This is a genomic window from Sulfurovum iocasae, from assembly GCF_047716765.1.
GTDB lineage: Bacteria > Campylobacterota > Campylobacteria > Campylobacterales > Sulfurovaceae > Sulfurovum.
Genome location: NZ_CP180410.1, coordinates 1,410,444 through 1,426,797 on the forward strand (window position 1 = coordinate 1,410,444; position 16,354 = coordinate 1,426,797).

At 37.9% G+C, this 16,354-nt stretch carries 19 protein-coding genes; 7 read left to right on the forward strand and 12 right to left on the reverse strand.

Features of this window, described 5'->3' with window-relative positions:
- Positions 1-23 precede the first annotated feature (23 nt).
- Complete coding sequence (locus tag ACLHDG_RS06910) at positions 24-221, forward strand: hypothetical protein (protein WP_415408273.1); 198 nt, start codon at positions 24-26, stop codon at positions 219-221.
- Here the strand turns inward: ACLHDG_RS06910 and ACLHDG_RS06915 are convergent.
- Positions 218-1,102, reverse strand: a complete 885-nt coding sequence (locus ACLHDG_RS06915; RefSeq protein ID WP_415408274.1) for an MBL fold metallo-hydrolase — start codon at positions 1,100-1,102, stop codon at positions 218-220. The two genes, ACLHDG_RS06910 and ACLHDG_RS06915, sit on opposite strands and share 4 nt — an antisense overlap.
- Before the next feature lie 93 nt (positions 1,103-1,195).
- Between ACLHDG_RS06915 and ACLHDG_RS06920 the strand changes: the two genes are divergently transcribed.
- From ACLHDG_RS06920 to ACLHDG_RS06935, 4 genes are all read left to right on the forward strand, one after another.
- Complete coding sequence (locus tag ACLHDG_RS06920; RefSeq protein ID WP_415408275.1) at positions 1,196-1,636, forward strand: DoxX family protein; 441 nt, start codon at positions 1,196-1,198, stop codon at positions 1,634-1,636.
- Positions 1,629-3,326 carry a glutamate synthase-related protein gene (locus ACLHDG_RS06925; RefSeq protein WP_415408276.1) on the forward strand — a complete coding sequence of 566 codons (1,698 nt, stop codon included), beginning with the start codon at positions 1,629-1,631 and terminating at the stop codon, positions 3,324-3,326. Before ACLHDG_RS06920 ends, ACLHDG_RS06925 begins: the two co-directional genes overlap by 8 nt.
- Before the next feature lie 181 nt (positions 3,327-3,507).
- Positions 3,508-3,852, forward strand: a complete 345-nt coding sequence (locus ACLHDG_RS06930; RefSeq protein ID WP_415408277.1) for an Hsp20 family protein — start codon at positions 3,508-3,510, stop codon at positions 3,850-3,852.
- Between the two features lie 43 nt (positions 3,853-3,895).
- On the forward strand, positions 3,896-4,045 hold the full coding sequence (locus ACLHDG_RS06935; protein ID WP_415408278.1) for a hypothetical protein: 150 nt from the start codon (positions 3,896-3,898) through the stop codon (positions 4,043-4,045).
- A 15-nt stretch (positions 4,046-4,060) separates the two neighbouring features.
- Here the strand turns inward: ACLHDG_RS06935 and ACLHDG_RS06940 are convergent, their stop codons facing one another.
- Positions 4,061-5,173 (reverse strand): SO_0444 family Cu/Zn efflux transporter, encoded by a 1,113-nt coding sequence (locus ACLHDG_RS06940; RefSeq protein WP_415408279.1) that lies wholly within the window; start codon positions 5,171-5,173, stop codon positions 4,061-4,063.
- Between the two features lie 99 nt (positions 5,174-5,272).
- Complete coding sequence (locus tag ACLHDG_RS06945) at positions 5,273-6,145, reverse strand: LOG family protein (RefSeq protein ID WP_415408280.1); 873 nt, start codon at positions 6,143-6,145, stop codon at positions 5,273-5,275.
- A 104-nt stretch (positions 6,146-6,249) separates the two neighbouring features.
- On the opposite strand from ACLHDG_RS06945, the gene ACLHDG_RS06950 reads away from it, so the two are divergent.
- Complete coding sequence (locus ACLHDG_RS06950; protein ID WP_415408281.1) at positions 6,250-7,221, forward strand: 6-phosphofructokinase; 972 nt, start codon at positions 6,250-6,252, stop codon at positions 7,219-7,221.
- Between the two features lies 1 nt (position 7,222).
- Here ACLHDG_RS06950 and ACLHDG_RS06955 read toward each other — a convergent pair whose 3' ends face one another.
- The 9 genes from ACLHDG_RS06955 to ACLHDG_RS06995 all read right to left on the reverse strand — a co-directional run bounded on the left by ACLHDG_RS06955 (position 7,223) and on the right by ACLHDG_RS06995 (position 15,735).
- A complete protein-coding gene (locus ACLHDG_RS06955) occupies positions 7,223-7,825 on the reverse strand; it encodes a DUF2238 domain-containing protein (protein ID WP_415408282.1) in 603 nt (200 codons plus the stop codon).
- Between the two features lie 98 nt (positions 7,826-7,923).
- Complete coding sequence (locus ACLHDG_RS06960; RefSeq protein WP_415408283.1) at positions 7,924-9,177, reverse strand: YncE family protein; 1,254 nt, start codon at positions 9,175-9,177, stop codon at positions 7,924-7,926.
- 181 nt (positions 9,178-9,358) lie between these two features.
- Positions 9,359-9,673: a DUF1104 domain-containing protein gene (locus ACLHDG_RS06965; RefSeq protein WP_415408284.1), complete on the reverse strand. Its 315-nt coding sequence runs from the start codon at positions 9,671-9,673 to the stop codon at positions 9,359-9,361.
- Between the two features lie 215 nt (positions 9,674-9,888).
- Entirely contained in the window at positions 9,889-11,100 is a 1,212-nt protein-coding gene (locus tag ACLHDG_RS06970; RefSeq protein ID WP_415408285.1) for a DUF2202 domain-containing protein, read from the reverse strand.
- 46 nt (positions 11,101-11,146) lie between these two features.
- Entirely contained in the window at positions 11,147-12,205 is a 1,059-nt protein-coding gene (locus ACLHDG_RS06975) for a sensor histidine kinase (RefSeq protein ID WP_415408286.1), read from the reverse strand.
- A complete protein-coding gene (locus tag ACLHDG_RS06980; protein ID WP_415408287.1) occupies positions 12,174-12,803 on the reverse strand; it encodes a response regulator transcription factor in 630 nt (209 codons plus the stop codon). Before ACLHDG_RS06980 ends, ACLHDG_RS06975 begins: the two co-directional genes overlap by 32 nt.
- Positions 12,796-13,590 (reverse strand): hypothetical protein, encoded by a 795-nt coding sequence (locus ACLHDG_RS06985; RefSeq protein WP_415408288.1) that lies wholly within the window; start codon positions 13,588-13,590, stop codon positions 12,796-12,798. The genes ACLHDG_RS06980 and ACLHDG_RS06985 overlap by 8 nt, the downstream gene beginning before the upstream one ends.
- Positions 13,587-14,015: a hypothetical protein gene (locus ACLHDG_RS06990; protein ID WP_415408289.1), complete on the reverse strand. Its 429-nt coding sequence runs from the start codon at positions 14,013-14,015 to the stop codon at positions 13,587-13,589. Before ACLHDG_RS06990 ends, ACLHDG_RS06985 begins: the two co-directional genes overlap by 4 nt.
- A gap of 118 nt (positions 14,016-14,133) precedes the next feature.
- Positions 14,134-15,735, reverse strand: a complete 1,602-nt coding sequence (locus tag ACLHDG_RS06995; RefSeq protein ID WP_415408290.1) for a Na/Pi cotransporter family protein — start codon at positions 15,733-15,735, stop codon at positions 14,134-14,136.
- A gap of 89 nt (positions 15,736-15,824) precedes the next feature.
- Here ACLHDG_RS06995 and ACLHDG_RS07000 point away from each other — a divergent pair, with 89 nt between their 5' ends.
- Positions 15,825-16,352 (forward strand): O-acetyl-ADP-ribose deacetylase, encoded by a 528-nt coding sequence (locus ACLHDG_RS07000; protein WP_415408291.1) that lies wholly within the window; start codon positions 15,825-15,827, stop codon positions 16,350-16,352.
- The last annotated feature ends 2 nt before the right edge of the window (positions 16,353-16,354 follow it).

Sequence of the window (16,354 nt, forward strand, 5' to 3'; positions counted from 1 at the left end):
AGGCTGTAGAGAGTAGGTAGATCATGAGTTTTACTTTTCCTCCCCGGGATACCTTTGAAAAAAAATGGATGAAAACCAGTCAAAAAGATGCACTTCGTATGATAGAAGAAGAGATGCCTGACACTGATGTGCAAGGCACTCTTAAGTACATTTTATCTGAGATACAAAAGGGAAAGACCATTACACTGGGCGAATGTCGCTTTAGAGCTACAGCTAGTTAAAGCTTGTAACGACTCTTGTCATCTGCAAATTTAATATTACCCTTGTAATATTTTCTTATTTCACTCTTTGTCTCTTTCTCTTTCCCCAGTGTTCTTAACATCCTATGAGAGAGTACAAGCATTTTTGTTCCTGATATTTTTGCTATCTGACCAATAGTATACGGAGTCATGTGCAGTTTTGCAGCGACACCCTTGGAGCCTTTGGGTATAGCATTGTGTACCACTAAGATGTTAGTATATTTTGCCAGTTTTTCCAGTGTATGATAGTCTCCATTCATGTCACCGGAAAATGTGATACTTTTTTTACCTATTTCTATTCTATATGCAATAGCAGGTATGGGACCATGATGCACACTTACGGCTTTGATGCTGATATCACCTTTTCTGTAGATTACTTTTGCTTTTAAATTTTTAGAGATATTATGGGCTTTAAGTTGCAGCGTGGCGCGGCCGTCTAAATGGTCACCTAAGTATTGCCATGCACCTTTTCCATCAGCAAAGAGTCTGTTTACGAAACTTTTTGTACTTGGCATAAAGACATTTTTATCTGGTCCATAAACATGCAGATCACCTGAGGCTCTTGTAAAAAAACTTGACTTAAGCAGAGCAGGGAGGTCAGCAGTATGGTCTACATGCAGGTGTGTAAGTAAGATGACTTCCAAGTCTTGTATGCGTGCACCTGCTTCTTCAAAGCGCAGGGACGCGCCACCTCCAAAGTCTATGAGGATCTTACTCTTTCCATCTATCCATATGATGTAGCCTGATGAGGCACGTTTGTCACCACTCTCTGGTCCACCTGAACCTAAGACTTGTAGGGTGACATTAGATTGTGCAAAAAGTAATAGAGGGGATAATAACAGGATCAAAAGAAGTTTTTTCATGAAGTATTCCAATTCAAAATTAGTGCATAAAGGCTACACGATCAAAAGTGTATAATTATTCTATGCAATATTTGTGTACTTGAAGGAAGTTTGATGAAGAATATTTTAGCTGAAGTCGCCGTTCTCTTTTCGTATCCTAGAAATCTCATTTTTTTAGCTGCACGGCTAACCATTGCGTATGGGTTTGCCATGCCTGCACTGGTTAAGATAAATAATTTTTCAGATACAGTAAAGTGGTTTGAAAGTCTCTCTATCCCTTTTCCTGTATTGGCTTCCTATTTGGTCTCTGGTATTGAGACTATGGGGATCGTACTTTTGATCTTAGGGTTATTTACCCGTTATATCTCCGTATTACTCTCTTTTGTCATGGTAGGTGCCATATTGTTTGTCCATGCTCCCAATGGATTTGCTGTGGCAAACAATGGATTTGAGATCCCTCTTTATTATCTGCTGTTTCTTATGCTCTTTGCAAGTTTTGGTGCAGGAAAATACAGTTTAGATCGTCTATTGTTTAAGGATGGAAGTGATGAATAAAGAAAATCTACTTGCCTACTTTCCACTTTTTGCTGCTGATTGGGGTGTGTTGCTTAAGCTCTTGATCATTGTACTGTTACTGGTGATGATCGCTGTTGCCATTTATGACAGGTTTATACAAAGGGAAAATCAACTTCTTATCAATTACCCACTCATAGGACGCATGAGATACCTCTTTTATATGTTGCGAAACCCTATGCGTCAATACTTTGGAGATGAAACCTTTTATAACTCTTTTGAAAAACTGGAGTGGATTAACAAGGTGGCAAGCAAAGAAAACCCTTATCTTTCGTTTTCACCTACAAAATCTTATGCCAATCAAAAGACACTTTTTAAGCATACTAATTTTGTAAAAGAGGTAGATGAAGTACAAAAAGATTTTTCTGTTGTTTTTGGTAAAAATAGAAAAAAGCCCTATGTGAGTAAAAGTATAGTTGGGCGTTCAGCCATGAGTGACGGAGCCATTTCACCAGAGGGGACACGGGCGTTCTCTATGGGAGCATTTAAGGGTGAGTTCCCGATCAATACCGGTGAAGGTGGTCTGACATCAAACTTCTTGGCTACACTGCACTGTACTGACTGTAATACCTCTTATCTTGAGATGAGAGAGGGAACCTTGTTCGCGAGATCAGTCTATAAACTTCTATGTTTTATTACTAACAAAGAAGTTGCACAGCGTGTCTACAGAAAGATGGTTGTGCGACAAAAAGACAGAGGCTCTTTTATATTTGATAATATTAAACTGGTTTATTTTCGTATTGATTGGAGTAGAGCATTCGATCTGTTCCCAAAAAATGTACCTGATGGTGTACCGGATATTACTTTTCAAATGGGAAGCGGGCTATATGGTGTGAGAGATGCTACGGGCAAGTTTGATGAAGCGCGTTACAAAAAAGTGATGAGTTTTTGCCGTATGACAGAAGTAAAACTTGCACAAGGTGCTAAACAGACGGGAGGTAAACTCCTGGCTATAAAAGTGAGTGATGACATTGCTTACTATCGTGGTGTACCTGCACATCAAGACCTTATCAGCCCCAATCGTTTTCCTTATGCTCAAGATATGGATACTTTCTTTGATTTTATCTCTCATCTGCAAGAGCTTTCAAACAAACCCGTAGGATTTAAGATAGTCATTTCAACGAAAGAAGATTTTGAACTCTATGCCAAGGCACTTAAAAGTAGAAAAGAGGAAGGCAAAAGCATCGCTGATTTCCTTACCATAGATGGTGGAGATGGTGGTTCAGCTACAGCACCACTTGAGATGATGAGTAAGATAGGTTTACCTATACGAGAAGCCCTAATTATTGTAAATGATATTTTAAATGAATATGGACTGCGTGAAGAACTAAAGATCATCGCTGCAGAAAAAGTACTGACCCCCGATGATGTAGTTGAGCTTTTATGTTATGGTGCTGACTTCATAAACATTGCGAGAGGATTCATGATCTCTGCAGGGTGTATACGTGCAAGGACATGTTCCGGGGCAGGGGGAAGAAACTGTCCTGTTGGTTTAGCTACTATGGATGAAGGAAAACGAAGCAAATATCTTGTTTTACAAAAAGCCAAATATGTAGCCAGTTACCATAATGAACTTTTGCATGGTGTACGGTCATTACTCGCTGTGATGGGTAAAGAAGATGTAAGTGAATTAAGTATGGATGATTTAACAATGCGATTAAAAAACGGTTAAACTTTACTTTTTATAATTTGGAATAGAAACCAATTATAAGGAGCAAATCATGTTCACAAAAAAACTTTCGCTTTTTGTGTTGCCTCTTGTCGCAACACTTTCACTTCAGGCACAAAATCAGTTTAATGACCCTTTCTTCAACGATCCATTCGGAGATGATATTTTTTAAGAGATGATGCAGATGCAACGTAACATGGACAAAATGTTTGACCGTATGCAGCAACGTAGGCTACAACGTTCTTCCGGACTTGTCAGTCCTTCAGGTACCTATAAAATGGCAGTACAAAATCAACTGGCAGATAAAGGGGATCATTATGAACTTGCAACGAATATTCCTGAGAGTAAAGAAAACTATATAGAGATCAATACGGCTGACCGTGTAATGTCTATCACTGCTAAGATAGTACAAGAGCAGAAAAAGAAAAGTCAATATGGTGTTAGCCAATCCCGTTCAGTTCGTATGTATCAACAAAGCATGACCCTTCCAAACGATGGCAGATACGGGGGCTATCACAACAGCTTATAAAAATGGGAAACTTGTGGTGAGCATTGGGAAGAAGAAAGCAGCCATGAAAATTCAGCCTGTCACACCAAAAGTTGAGACGAAAAAGGTAGATATGAAAAAAGAGGAAATAAAATCTCAAGAGAGCAATGAAACAAAAGAGAATAATACTACTATTAAAAAAAGAACGCTTTCAGATGATACCTCTATGAGTTAAAGTGTATAGTGGAAGTTATGAGCAACAACTTCCACTATTACAGTCACTCTTCTTTGTAAAGTATGGTTTTGTGATAAACCATAACAAAAATCCCCAAAGAATAATAGCACTTATCGTATCAATCAAACCTGCCTCTTCATGCAGGTGTATGAGTGAAGCAGGGTCTATAGAGGTGATATCAAAAATATAGTCAAGCCCTAAACCAAAGAGGATACTTCCCATGATAATACTTCCCAAGTAGATAGCTAAAGAACGCGTACCAAGCATCTTTTTAACTACACCTATGGTCACTGTATTCGTTGCAGGACCTGCACTGAGAAAAACAAAAGCAGCTCCTGCACTCACACCTGAGAGCATAAGTCCTGCAGCGATGGGTAGGGAAGCAGTTGCACAGACGTACATAGGTACTGCAATAGCGATGACTATGAGGTACGAGAGCCAATTGGAATCTTTAAGGACTTCACTCAAGTTTTCAGGGATAGCAACTGTAATGAGTGCTCCCAGAAGCAATCCCCAAAAGAGTGGTTTGGCGATATCGCCGAGCAAGGTGTCAAAGGCGTATTTCATCGCAGCTATAAATGAAAACTTTTTACTCCCACTACCACTGTCGCAACAACTATCAGTAGAGCAACAGCTTTCTTCTTTAGCTGGTGCATTCATAGTAAATGAGGTTGCTTGTGGTGCAACAGCAGAAAAAGATGGTTTTTTGATCTCTGCATCTTTATCGAAAATATTGGTCAAAATACCTGCGACCATTGCGATGATCATTGAAGTAACAGCACGATAGATCGTAAATATCCACCCAAATATCCCATAGGTAGCCATAATGGAATCCACTCCGGTGATGGGAGTTGAGATAAGAAAAGAGAGAGTGGCACCTTTACTCGCACCGGACTTTTTGATGGAAGTAGCTAAGGGGATGACACCACAAGAGCAAACAGGAAGTGGGATGCCAAATACCGTTGATTTAACCACAGAAGAGATGTTGTCTTTACCTAAGTGTTTGGTAACGATGCTAGCTGGTACCAGCTCATGCAGAATTCCGGCAAAGAGTAATCCAAAGAGGATATATGAAGCCATAGCAATGCTCAGTTGCCATAATGCTTCAAAAAAGAGAGTGATTTCCATCTAAGACCTTTTTTATCTCTTCAACCCCATGAATAACCTAGGTACTCATAATGGGGTTCAATTATTTTTAATTTAGCAGACTCTTTCTTAAGGGAAGCTCTAAAAAAGTGGTGTTTTGTTTTCTTCATGCCATTGAATGATCTTTTCCCAAGCCTCATCAGCATTATCTACAGAGATAACCATGTCAAGATCATTGGATGAAATAACATCTTCTTCTTTTAAAAATTCAAAGTCAACAACTCTTTGCCAATACTCTTTGCCAAGCAAAACAATAGGTATAGAAGGGCTCTTCATTGTTTGTATTAGTGTTAATATCTCAAAGAGTTCATCTAGTGTACCAAAACCACCGGGAAAGATAACCAGAGCTTTGGCTCGTTGCATAAAGTGTAGTTTACGTATACCAAAATAACGAAACTGGAAACAAAATTCAGGAGTGATGTATGGGTTTGGAAACTGTTCATGTGATAGTTCAATATTAAGCCCTATGGATTTAGCACCGACATCCAATGCACCGCGATTGGCTGCTTCCATGATACCTGGTCCACCGCCTGTCATCAGTGTTACATGACAATCTTCAGGACTTTTACCACTCTTCCCGACCAGTTGCCCAAATTTGCGTGCCTCATCATAATAGAGACTCTTTCTTACCATACTTTCGGCTCTTTTTAGAGCACTTAAAAGTACCTCTGAATGTGGAGACTTCTCTAATTCTTTCTCAATCTTTTTCAGTTCTTTCATTGCAGTGTCAAATTCAACTATGCGAGCACTTCCAAACACAACAATAGTATGATCAATACCTTGTTTTTGCATTTTGACCTCTGCTTTGAGATAATCAAGTTGAAGTCTTACTCCTCTGGCTTCATCAGAGCAAAGAAAGTCTTTATCATCCTCTGCAACCACAAAACTTGGGTCACTTATAATGGTTTTGATCTGTTTTAACGTTTCAGAATTCTCTTTTGACACTTTTTTCATGCTAATACCTCTGTAAATATTATACATATTTTTTTATCTTTTCTGTAGGGCAGGGTAATTTAATGTTATAATTTTTTAATTAAACACTCAAAAAAAGGCAAACCATGAAAAATATAGCCATACTCTGTTCAGGCGGTGATGTTTCAGGAATGAATGCTGCACTAAAACGTTTTGTTGAATACAGTATAGCAAAAGGCCTTACACCGTATTTCATATATCATGGGTTTGAAGGTTTAATAGAGAATAAAATAGTTAAAGCTAACTACAGTGATGTTGCAGGCATCATCTCCAGTGGTGGTACCAAGATACATACAGCACGCTCAAAACGCTTTATGGAACAAACATACCGTAAACAGGCCCTTGATAACCTCAAGTCTCATCAAATAGAGTATCTGATCGTTATGGGTGGAGATGGTTCGTTTAAAGGGATGCAGAAACTTGCTGATGAGAGTGAAGGTATAAGATTTTCCGGTATTCCCTCTACTATCGATAATGATATAGCTGGTACAGAATACTGTCTGGGTGTAGATACGGCATTGAATGTCAATAAGTTTGCTATAGACTCTATACGTGATACAGCCTCTTCATTCAGTCGAGCTTTTGTTGTAGAAGCGATGGGAAGAGAGTGTGGTTATCTGGCTCTTGTCTCAGCGCTTACTTCAGGTGCAGAGATGTGTCTTATACCGGAAATACCCTATGAGTTAGACAACTACAAAGAGCGTTTCCAAAAACAGATCAAAGAGGGTAGAGAGTATTTTATCGCTGTTGTCTCTGAAGCTTTAAATAATTCAGAGCAAATTGCCCAATGGTTTAAGGAAGAGATAGGTATAGAGTCTCGAATAATGGTTTTAGGGCATATACAGCGTGGTGGAAATCCTACAGTTTATGACCGTCTTATGGCTTTTAACTTTGTGACACATGCTATAGATGGTTTGCTTGAAGGGAAAAAATGTAGTGTTATATGTTACAGCGGTTACGGATTTCATCACAAGCATATAGATGATGTCGCTTTTAAAAAATATCAGATCAACAGTGATCTACTGAAACTTGGTATGGAATATGGTCATATCAGATAAATCATCTGTCACGATTATAATCTAACAGCTTCTTATAGTTTTTATAAAAAGCCAGATTTATCAAAGCACCTATCATCGCAGCAAGTGTATCTTGTTGTGAATCCCATACGTCCCCTTGTGTTCCCAGAAATGCGATGCCAAGTTCTGGATGGAATGTGATTGCTGCAAGCCATTCAAGCATTTCATACAGAGTCGAGATAGAGATGACCATTGTAAAGGTGAAGAGTAAAGCGGTTTTAATACTGCTTATACCAGGAGTGATCATTTCAAAAAGTATCCTGAAAATAAGTAGACCAAAGAGAAAATGTACCAACCGGTCAAAATGGTTCCTCTCAAAGCCAAAAAACTGTGTGATACCATCAAAATGCTCCATCTCAGCATAGGTATAATGCGTTCCTAAAGAATGCAAAGAGGCAAATATAAGTAGTAAAATGATACTTATGAGGCTATAGTTATGTTTTTTATCCATCCATACGATGAAAGGGAAAATGAGGAACACCAGTACATTTTCAAGAAGCCAATCTTGAGGATATTTGGGGTTTATCGCCATGATGATCCATACAACCACATAAATAGCATAAACAAGTTTGTGTGACTTTGGCATGAAAACTCCCCTTTATAATATGTATTATAGCATCAACTGATCTGAAACTTCTGCCCAGATCAGTTACTATCGCTAAAATCATTTTTATATAGAGAAATCTACATGCTGCCAGTAGTTGTACTCTCAATAAAACTACCCATCAAACAGTAACTGTTTTCTAAGGTTAAGCTATTTTCAATAATGATCTTTTCCAGATCTATTTTGTAAAGTGTACTGTCTTGATCAGTATTAAACATAAAATAGAGCTTGTTATCTACGATATGCGATGTATGTGATTGCATCGTTATGCCAGAATAGATTTGATCAGAAAAGTTCAACTCTTTTATGAACTTATGTGATGTTGGATCAGTTGCATCATAAAATGATTTAAAAGTATCATAATGGTTTGTTGTAATTAGTATATTGTTATAAAAAGTAAAGTGTCCCACACCTTTTCCAGATTTGAATGTATCTGCCAAGTTTAAGTTTACAAGATCCAATACAAATACATTACCCTCAGCTGAACCGATATAGATATAATCAGCAGTAGGGTGGAAAGCTCCATGATGTGCACCCCAGGAAGCGCTATTAAAATCATCGGGTAGACCAGAGAGTGAACTAAGCAATCGTTCTATGGAAAGTGTTATTCTTCCATTTGCTACAGAAAATTTAACGATCCCCGGAGAAACTGTATTTTGTTCTCCCTCACTGATACCATAATAGTATCCATTTTTGTACATCACATGATGCACAGAGCTTTGTGTGCTTAGTTTAGAGATAGGAGTGTAGCTGTCTTTGTGGTAAAGTTCTATAGTGTTTTCGGTTCTATCCAAGAGTAAAAAATAGTTATCATCAACCCAAACCGGATGTCCTGTTGCATTCTCCCCTCCGTAAGATATGGGCTCCACATAAGAGGAATCAGTATAAGAATCTGAAGCTATATTTGATGTAATAACCGCAGCAGCCGGTTCATTAGCGCTTGTCAGTAAGATATCACTGTTATTAATATTTATGGAACGCGGGTAAAAGCTTAACGCTACTTCATCATTAATGGTATTGGTCCTGCTATCTAAAATGCCTATAGTGTAGTCAGCTCTATTGATAACATAAAGCTCTTCACCTAAAGCTTGGGCCACTTCATAAGGATATTCACCATTGCTGCTGATACGCTCTTTAAGTTGCATTTCTGTCGTATCAAGAGCAACAACATCATCGTTTGTTATATCACCATAATAGAGTGTGGTACTTGTAGGGGTGACCTCTGTAGTAGTACTATCCATGGTATTTTCATCCATGCTGTCATCATCCATGTGATCACCAGGCCCGCAACCAAGCAGTAAAAGAATAGAGATAAAGAAGATAAAGTAACGCATTATAATTCCTTTTATGTAGAGTAGATATGATAACTTCGAGTAGTATGAAGATCCTACTTCTGCTATCATAGATAAACATTTTAATGTTCTAAAATGAACCAGTTATGAATAGTTAAGTTTTTGAAAATAATCCTCCAAAGAAGGAGAAAAAGGGAGATCAATCCCATATAGGGTAGACTAGCTATCTTCTCCCACCACCACCGCCACTGCCTCGATGCATACCACCTCCACCAGAACCAGATCCCGATCTATATCTGTGTTGTTTCATTGATCCTTCTCCGCTAGAAGAACCATTTCTGCGTTCTGCTCTATAGGTATTCCTCTCTGCTTCATCCATTGCTTTAAGTCGGTTTTGTACTTCTGCTTTATAGGCACTTTTATCTTGTGTAGATACTGAGCCTCTCATTGCATTTAGTTCTGCTATTGACATTTGTGAAAAGTCTGTAGCCAACAAACCAACTGTCATTAAACCTGCAGACAAAATTAATTTTTTCATTGTTTATCCTTAAAAATAATTTCCTAATAATTGTATTCCTTAGGATAGGAAAAGTATAAAATAGTATTGTTACTTCTATGTTACTTTTTGGATTAATAAAAAGGGGAAAGATATTGCTAAAAGATTTTATTGTTAGAGTGTGAATAGGTAGTTAAATGATCCCACCCTAAGTTTAATTTAGGATGGGGTGATCGTGATAGATCCTGTAAGAGTATTTACATATTTCCTTTACTGTTTTGTGGATATTCAGGATGACAATATTCCTGACCAAGAGAACAACACCCTTCAGTTACATTCATGTTTTTAAGACCTTTGTCAAATGCCCAGTAGTGGCTGTAGCTTCCGTCACGCAGAACGTTAAATACTGCAACTAAATCTGAAGCATTTGTCTCTTCTGCAATGGCAATATCTTCATTAAGGTCATTGATATCTACTACTTCTACCATACATCCTACTTCAAGTGCATCTTGTTGTGATTGACTTCCTTTTTCGTAAAGTACATCATAAAGGTCTTGTATTTCTTGAATTCCAAATTCACCAGGTGCAAATGCTCTTAATTCTGCTTCTGAATAACTCTCTGAATAGTCCACTAAATTTGTGATATTGAGATCATATCTTTGTACCAATTCTTCTACTAATGCTTGATGTTTTGTTTCTGCTTGTGTAGCTATCTTTTCAAGCTGTTGAGTAGGGTAGATATCATTGAGGGCAAGATAAATATCTTTTGCTAATTTCTCCTCATTCCACATATAGGCAATGGTATACTTTTGTTCTTCTGTTAAGTTAGATTCAGGGTAAATTGAAAGATCAAGACCATTTCCTCCTTGGGCAGCAGTTTGTGTTGCTGTGCCAAGTAGCTCTTGCATTGTACCTCTTAAGTGTTCTCTAGCCTCTGTTTGAGTACGAATGCGTGCAGGGTCTATAGATGTACCTTCCAGATACATATTTAGACCTGAAGCAGTAAAATTACCAGTTTCTAAAAGTGCTTTTACTTCTTCAGGGATTTGAATACCATTTGTTACATTGCCATCTTCATCCAGTGATTGAAGAAGTTGTGCCATCGCTGTTACTCTTTCATCCATAATGTTTTCTCTATTAGCACCTACAAGGTCTTGAGGAAGTACATACCCATCTGCCGGTAATGCATCGATCTCTCCAAGTACTAACTCTCCAAGTCTAAATCGAACTTGATTCATATTACGGCAAGTAAATGCACCGTTAATTCCTGTTACCTTATCGAGCTCATTATCTGTAACACAGTCATAATCAACATTTTGCACAGCTGAATCAACCAAGTAGCCAGTTGTGCTGGTTACTGTATCACCAGTATCGCTTACAGTAGCTACTGTATCACTGCTACTGCTTCCACAACCTACTAAAAGTAGGGTTGCTGTTAAGGCTGAACCTATTAAATATTTTTTTATCATTTTTTCTCCTTTTGTATATAACAGTCGGAAGTATAAAATAGAATTGTTAATTCAGTGTTACCTTATCCAGATATAGGTGTATAGTAACGATGTTGTTTTTTACAAGGAGTTTCTTTTCTATATGAAGTTGTTTGCATAACGCTTCTACAATATGTAATCCAATACCTAATCCTCGATCACTCTCTTTATAAAAACGCTCAAATATCTTTGAAGGGTTTTTAATGCCGTAGCTGGTGTTTGAGATGGAAAGAATATTATTGTGGGTTTTTATGGTGATGGAACCATCAGAAGTATTGTATTTACAAGCATTACTTAAAATATTGTAAATGACTCTGGAAAATGCATTTTTGTCACTTTTGAGTACGATATTCTCTATATCAACATCCCATTGGAGATAGTCATACATGGGAGCAAAAAAGTCAACCTGTTCATCTATAAGCTCTCTAAGATTGAACTTTTCACTTGCAAACTGTGCTTCCTGAAGATAAGTATTGAGATTATTGTGTAACATTGAAATGGTTTTTGTACTTTTTGTAATGCTCTCAACCTCTTCATTTTTTGCATCCATCATCTTGAGATTGATGAGTATGGATGTGATAGGCGTATTGAGGTCGTGTATGATATCTTTGATGAAGGTTTCCAGGAGTTCCAGAGATTTCCTTAGGGGACTGAGTGAATAAAAAGCGAACAGTAATGAGATCAAGATAGCGATCAAAGAGAGAAAAATAAATTGTAAAAGGATGGAGTGCCGCATAACATCCAAGAGTGCTTTATACTCTTTTTTAGGATAAAATACTTTAACTAGATCATCTTGATTCGCAGGGAAAGGAACTAAAATATAGAGTGAGTCTTTGTCGAAGTAGAGTTCATACAATTGTTCTTTCGAAGACTTGGCTACGATATCGATATCAAAACGTTCATCGTCAAAGAAAAAACTATAATTTTTCATCTCTAAAAAAAGATTTTCTCTCATATGCTCCTCTTCGATCTTCTCATACTGATAGAAAATAAAAGATAAAAAAACCTCTATGACAAGAAAAAACAGAACAAAACTTTTAAGAAGGGACTCTTTTTCAGATAATTTTATAACCGACTCCTCGTACATTGCTGATCTCTATATTCAGATTTTTTTTAAGTTTTGAGATATTGACCCTGAGTGCAAGATCAGAAGGTTTATCCAGTAGTAACATAAGCTCATCTTTGGTGACAGGGTTGGGTTGATTTTTTATAAGGGAAATTAAAAGATTCTTTTGTACCAGACCTAAATATATCTCTTTTCCTTTATGAAAAATTTCTTCTTTTTGTATATCTATTTCAAAATCTTTAAATTTCAATCTCTCTTTGAGGCTACTTGTTTTTGCCTTTATTCTTACGAGAAGTTCTTCCGGGTCAAAAGGCTTTTTCATATAGTCATCCGCCCCGGCAATAAATCCTTTGGTAATAGACCCTACATCTACTAAAGCACTGATGATAATAGTGGGAGTGAGATCTTCCGCATCTCTAAGTGCTGATAGCAGATCAACTCCGTTGAGCAGAGGTACATTGATATCAAAAAGATAAAGGTTATAGTTGTTCTCATAGCTAAGATCCATCGCCTCTTCACCATTTTTTGCCCAATCTACCTCATAATCATGATGTGTAAGGTATTTTATGAGTGTTTTGGAAAGGATCGGGTCATCTTCAAGAAGGAGTAGTTTAGTCAAAATGTACTCCAATGTTAAAGGATACAATATGATCATAAGAGATATCATCTAAGGTATAAGCATAGTTACATGTAACATAGAAATCTTTTGATATAGCATAAGAGTTAAACCAGGAAATAGCTTGATATGCTTCTGATTCAGGGTAATATGAGGTAGAATAATTGTAAGAGATCGCACTATACCATTTATCACTCAATGCATAGCCGGTTCCTATGGAAGAAGAGTGAAAATTCTCATAATCTACAGTAGGACTGTCACCGCTAAATGTATAATTGTAATAGAGAAAAATATTTTGTTTTTTATTTATAATGTACTCAAAATTAATGGAACTATAGAAATCATTGTCTCTGTTGCCTGTATCTCTATCTGTTAGATCAAATTTTGTTCCTACTGATACTCTGGTGTTAAAGGAACCCTCTTGAAAAAGGTATCCCATAGTCAGATAAAGGTTGTTTTCGGAGCTATCCACTATGTTTAGGTTTGTTGTATTATAGTTTGTGTTTGATAAAGAAAAATTCCAGTGGTCGTAAGTATAATTTGCAAATAGATTGAAATTACTTATGGGGTCTGATAGTGTATTGAAGCTAATATCACTCCCTATCTGTAGTGTGATTTTCCCTAAAATTTTTTTATCATAGGGGCATCCTCTTTCATCTACAATGACATCAAAAGGAGTATTGTGACAGAGATCTATACTGTCATCTACACCATCAATATCTTGATCTTCATATGCCACAAGAACTGATGAGAGCAGTAAAACAGATAGTACTATCTGAAAAAACTTCACCTATGTCCTCCTGGTTGACCATGTCTGGGAGGTGAAATAGGTCTCATAGGTGTTGGGGCAGGTGCATTCCTTACAGGAGTTGGAGTACGGTGCTGCTGCTGCATGGGTACCCCTTGTTGCTGACCCTTCATAGAGCGCTGAGAGCTGTTTGTGATTCCAGATCTTTTATGAGATATTTGTCTTCCTGTACTGTTTTTAGCAAAAGAGTTCTGTAGATCCAGCATAACCTTTTTTCTTGTCTCTTTGTTCATTGTTCTAAGTTCTATTTTTAGTTTATTCATCGCAACTCTTCTGTCATCAGAAGAACTATTTTTGATCTGTTTAATTAATTTTTTTATGGATTGTGTTTGATCTGCTTTTTCTTTGGCATCAACTTGTATGATAAATAGAAAAAAAGATGCTATGAAAATAATAAAATGTTTCATTAAGTACTCCTTGCAGATTATACTATAATGTTTTTGTTAATAAAATGTTACCAATGAGAAGTAATTATTAGACATTAGCAAAACCCATTATGAGTGCTAAGTTATTCAGAGAGTTCAATTACTTTCCAGTAGACAAAACTGCTTTTTCCATATGGTATGTAATGCGTGCTATATGATGACTTACCCGAATAAGCCACCTGTCCGCTTCAAGCTTGCTGGTTCCTAATGGTATATTGATCTCATCTTTAGCCATCTTCTCTGTTATCATATTTCTATAGGACTCCATAGATTTTATGATGAGTTTTTCGTTCGTCTGGGCATACTTTCTGGCATCGGAAAATCTTTTGGAAGAAATGGCAGAGATGATCTTATTGTTGCTAGTGATCAAATGCTTATGCTCACTGTGCAACTCCGGAGATTTTTGTACAAGTCTGGCTCTGTATTCCTCCTCTTCACAACGTTCATGAAGGCGTTGTTCATGATCGAGTATATGTATCAGTGATATCAATTTTTTCCACCTGGCATGTTTTTCCCGCTTTGGATTTATCTCATCAATATAGTGATGAGTTTTATCCAGGGATGATTGGAGTAATGTCAGATTGGATTTTTTGCCATATTCTACATCTCCCAGGATAAAGTTTATATGCTGTAGAAGTGCGATGAACTCATTCTGTGCTGAAATACGTGCAGCTTCCAGTGCCAAATTTGGCTCTTCGAGCAATCTCTTATCCAGTTTCTCGGTAAATATTGGTTCTTTGGATGGGATGATCTTTTCTATCAGGTGTGCAAATTGATGGGTAAAGGGCAGAATGATCAGGACACCAAGTATATTAAAAGAAGTATGAAAAGCGACAAGGGCGATTTCTGCATTTTTCATCAAAGCACCCTCTGCTAAGGTCTCCCATAGATAGATATAGGGTGTGATCAGGAAGAGAGCCATCACTCCGGTAAACAGATTGTAGATAATGTGTGAAAATCCTGTTCTGCGGACATTCACGGATCCTCCAATCGAAGCCATCGCGGCTGTTACTGTGGTTCCAACATCCATACCGATGACAAGTGCTGCTGCCTGCTCGAAGCTGATCGCATTGGCATAGAGTGCCGTCAGTGTTGCTGCAACACCCGCGCTTGAAGCTTGAGTAATGAGTGTTGCGAGGATACCTAGTGCAACTAGTTTCAATCTTCCTATCCACGAATCTGCGGGTAGGTATTCTGGAGTGATGATCCCTTCAAGCCCACCCATACCCTCCTGCATCAGGGAGATCCCGACAAAGATCAGACCAAAACCAGCCAAGGTATAACCAAATGAAGCAAATTTATCTTTAAAAAAAAGTTTGAGCATCACACCAAGAAGTATGATAGGCAGCACGATCGTCCCAAGATGGAGTTTGAATCCAAGCAAAGCAACCACCCAGCCGGTAACTGTCGAACCGATATTGGCACCAAAGATGATCCCCAGTGCCTGGGGAAAGGCTAACAGTCCGGCACCGACAAACCCGACAGCCATAACTGTTGTGGCACTGGAGGATTGAAGCAGTGCAGTGGTAATCGCACCCGTTGTTGCACCTGAATAAGGGCTTTTTGTGAAACGCATCAAAGCATTTCTCATCGTATCTCCAGCTAAGGATCGTAATCCCTCTGTCATAACAATCATCCCCAGCAGAAAAAGTCCCAATCCTCCGGAGGCTTTGATCATCGTTAGAATAAATTCATTTTCCATAGGTTCCCTTGATATCGCTTATTCTGTCATGCTGACTTCACTTCTCTTTTTATGATATTATAGGGTAAATATTTTTTAAAGGCAAAATGATGGATAAGATCATCATCAAAACAGGTGACATCACCAAGGAAAATGTCTGTGTGATCGTCAATGCAGCAAATAGTTCACTTATGGGCGGCGGCGGTGTAGATGGAGCGATACACAGAGCAGGGGGAGCTCAGATCCTTGAAGCCTGCCGAAAGATCCGAAAAGAGCAGTACCCGGATGGATTACCTACGGGAGAAGCTGTGGTAACAACAGGAGGAAGTCTACCGGCAAAGTATGTCATCCATACCGTAGGACCTGTCTATCATCAGTGCGGTGATAATTGTGCTTTACTTTTAGCATCATGCTACATAAACGCACTTAAAATAGCCGTTGAACTTGGGTGTAAAGATATCGCTTTCCCGGCTATATCTACAGGTATATACGGCTACCCCAAAGAGAAATCTGCACAAATAGCCTACGAAACGGTTAAGGATTTTTTAGAAGAGAGAGATGATATGAAAGTAAGTTTTGTCTTCCATAATAATAAAAATAAAGAAATATTTTTAAAAACAATACAAGAGAAACGTTGAAA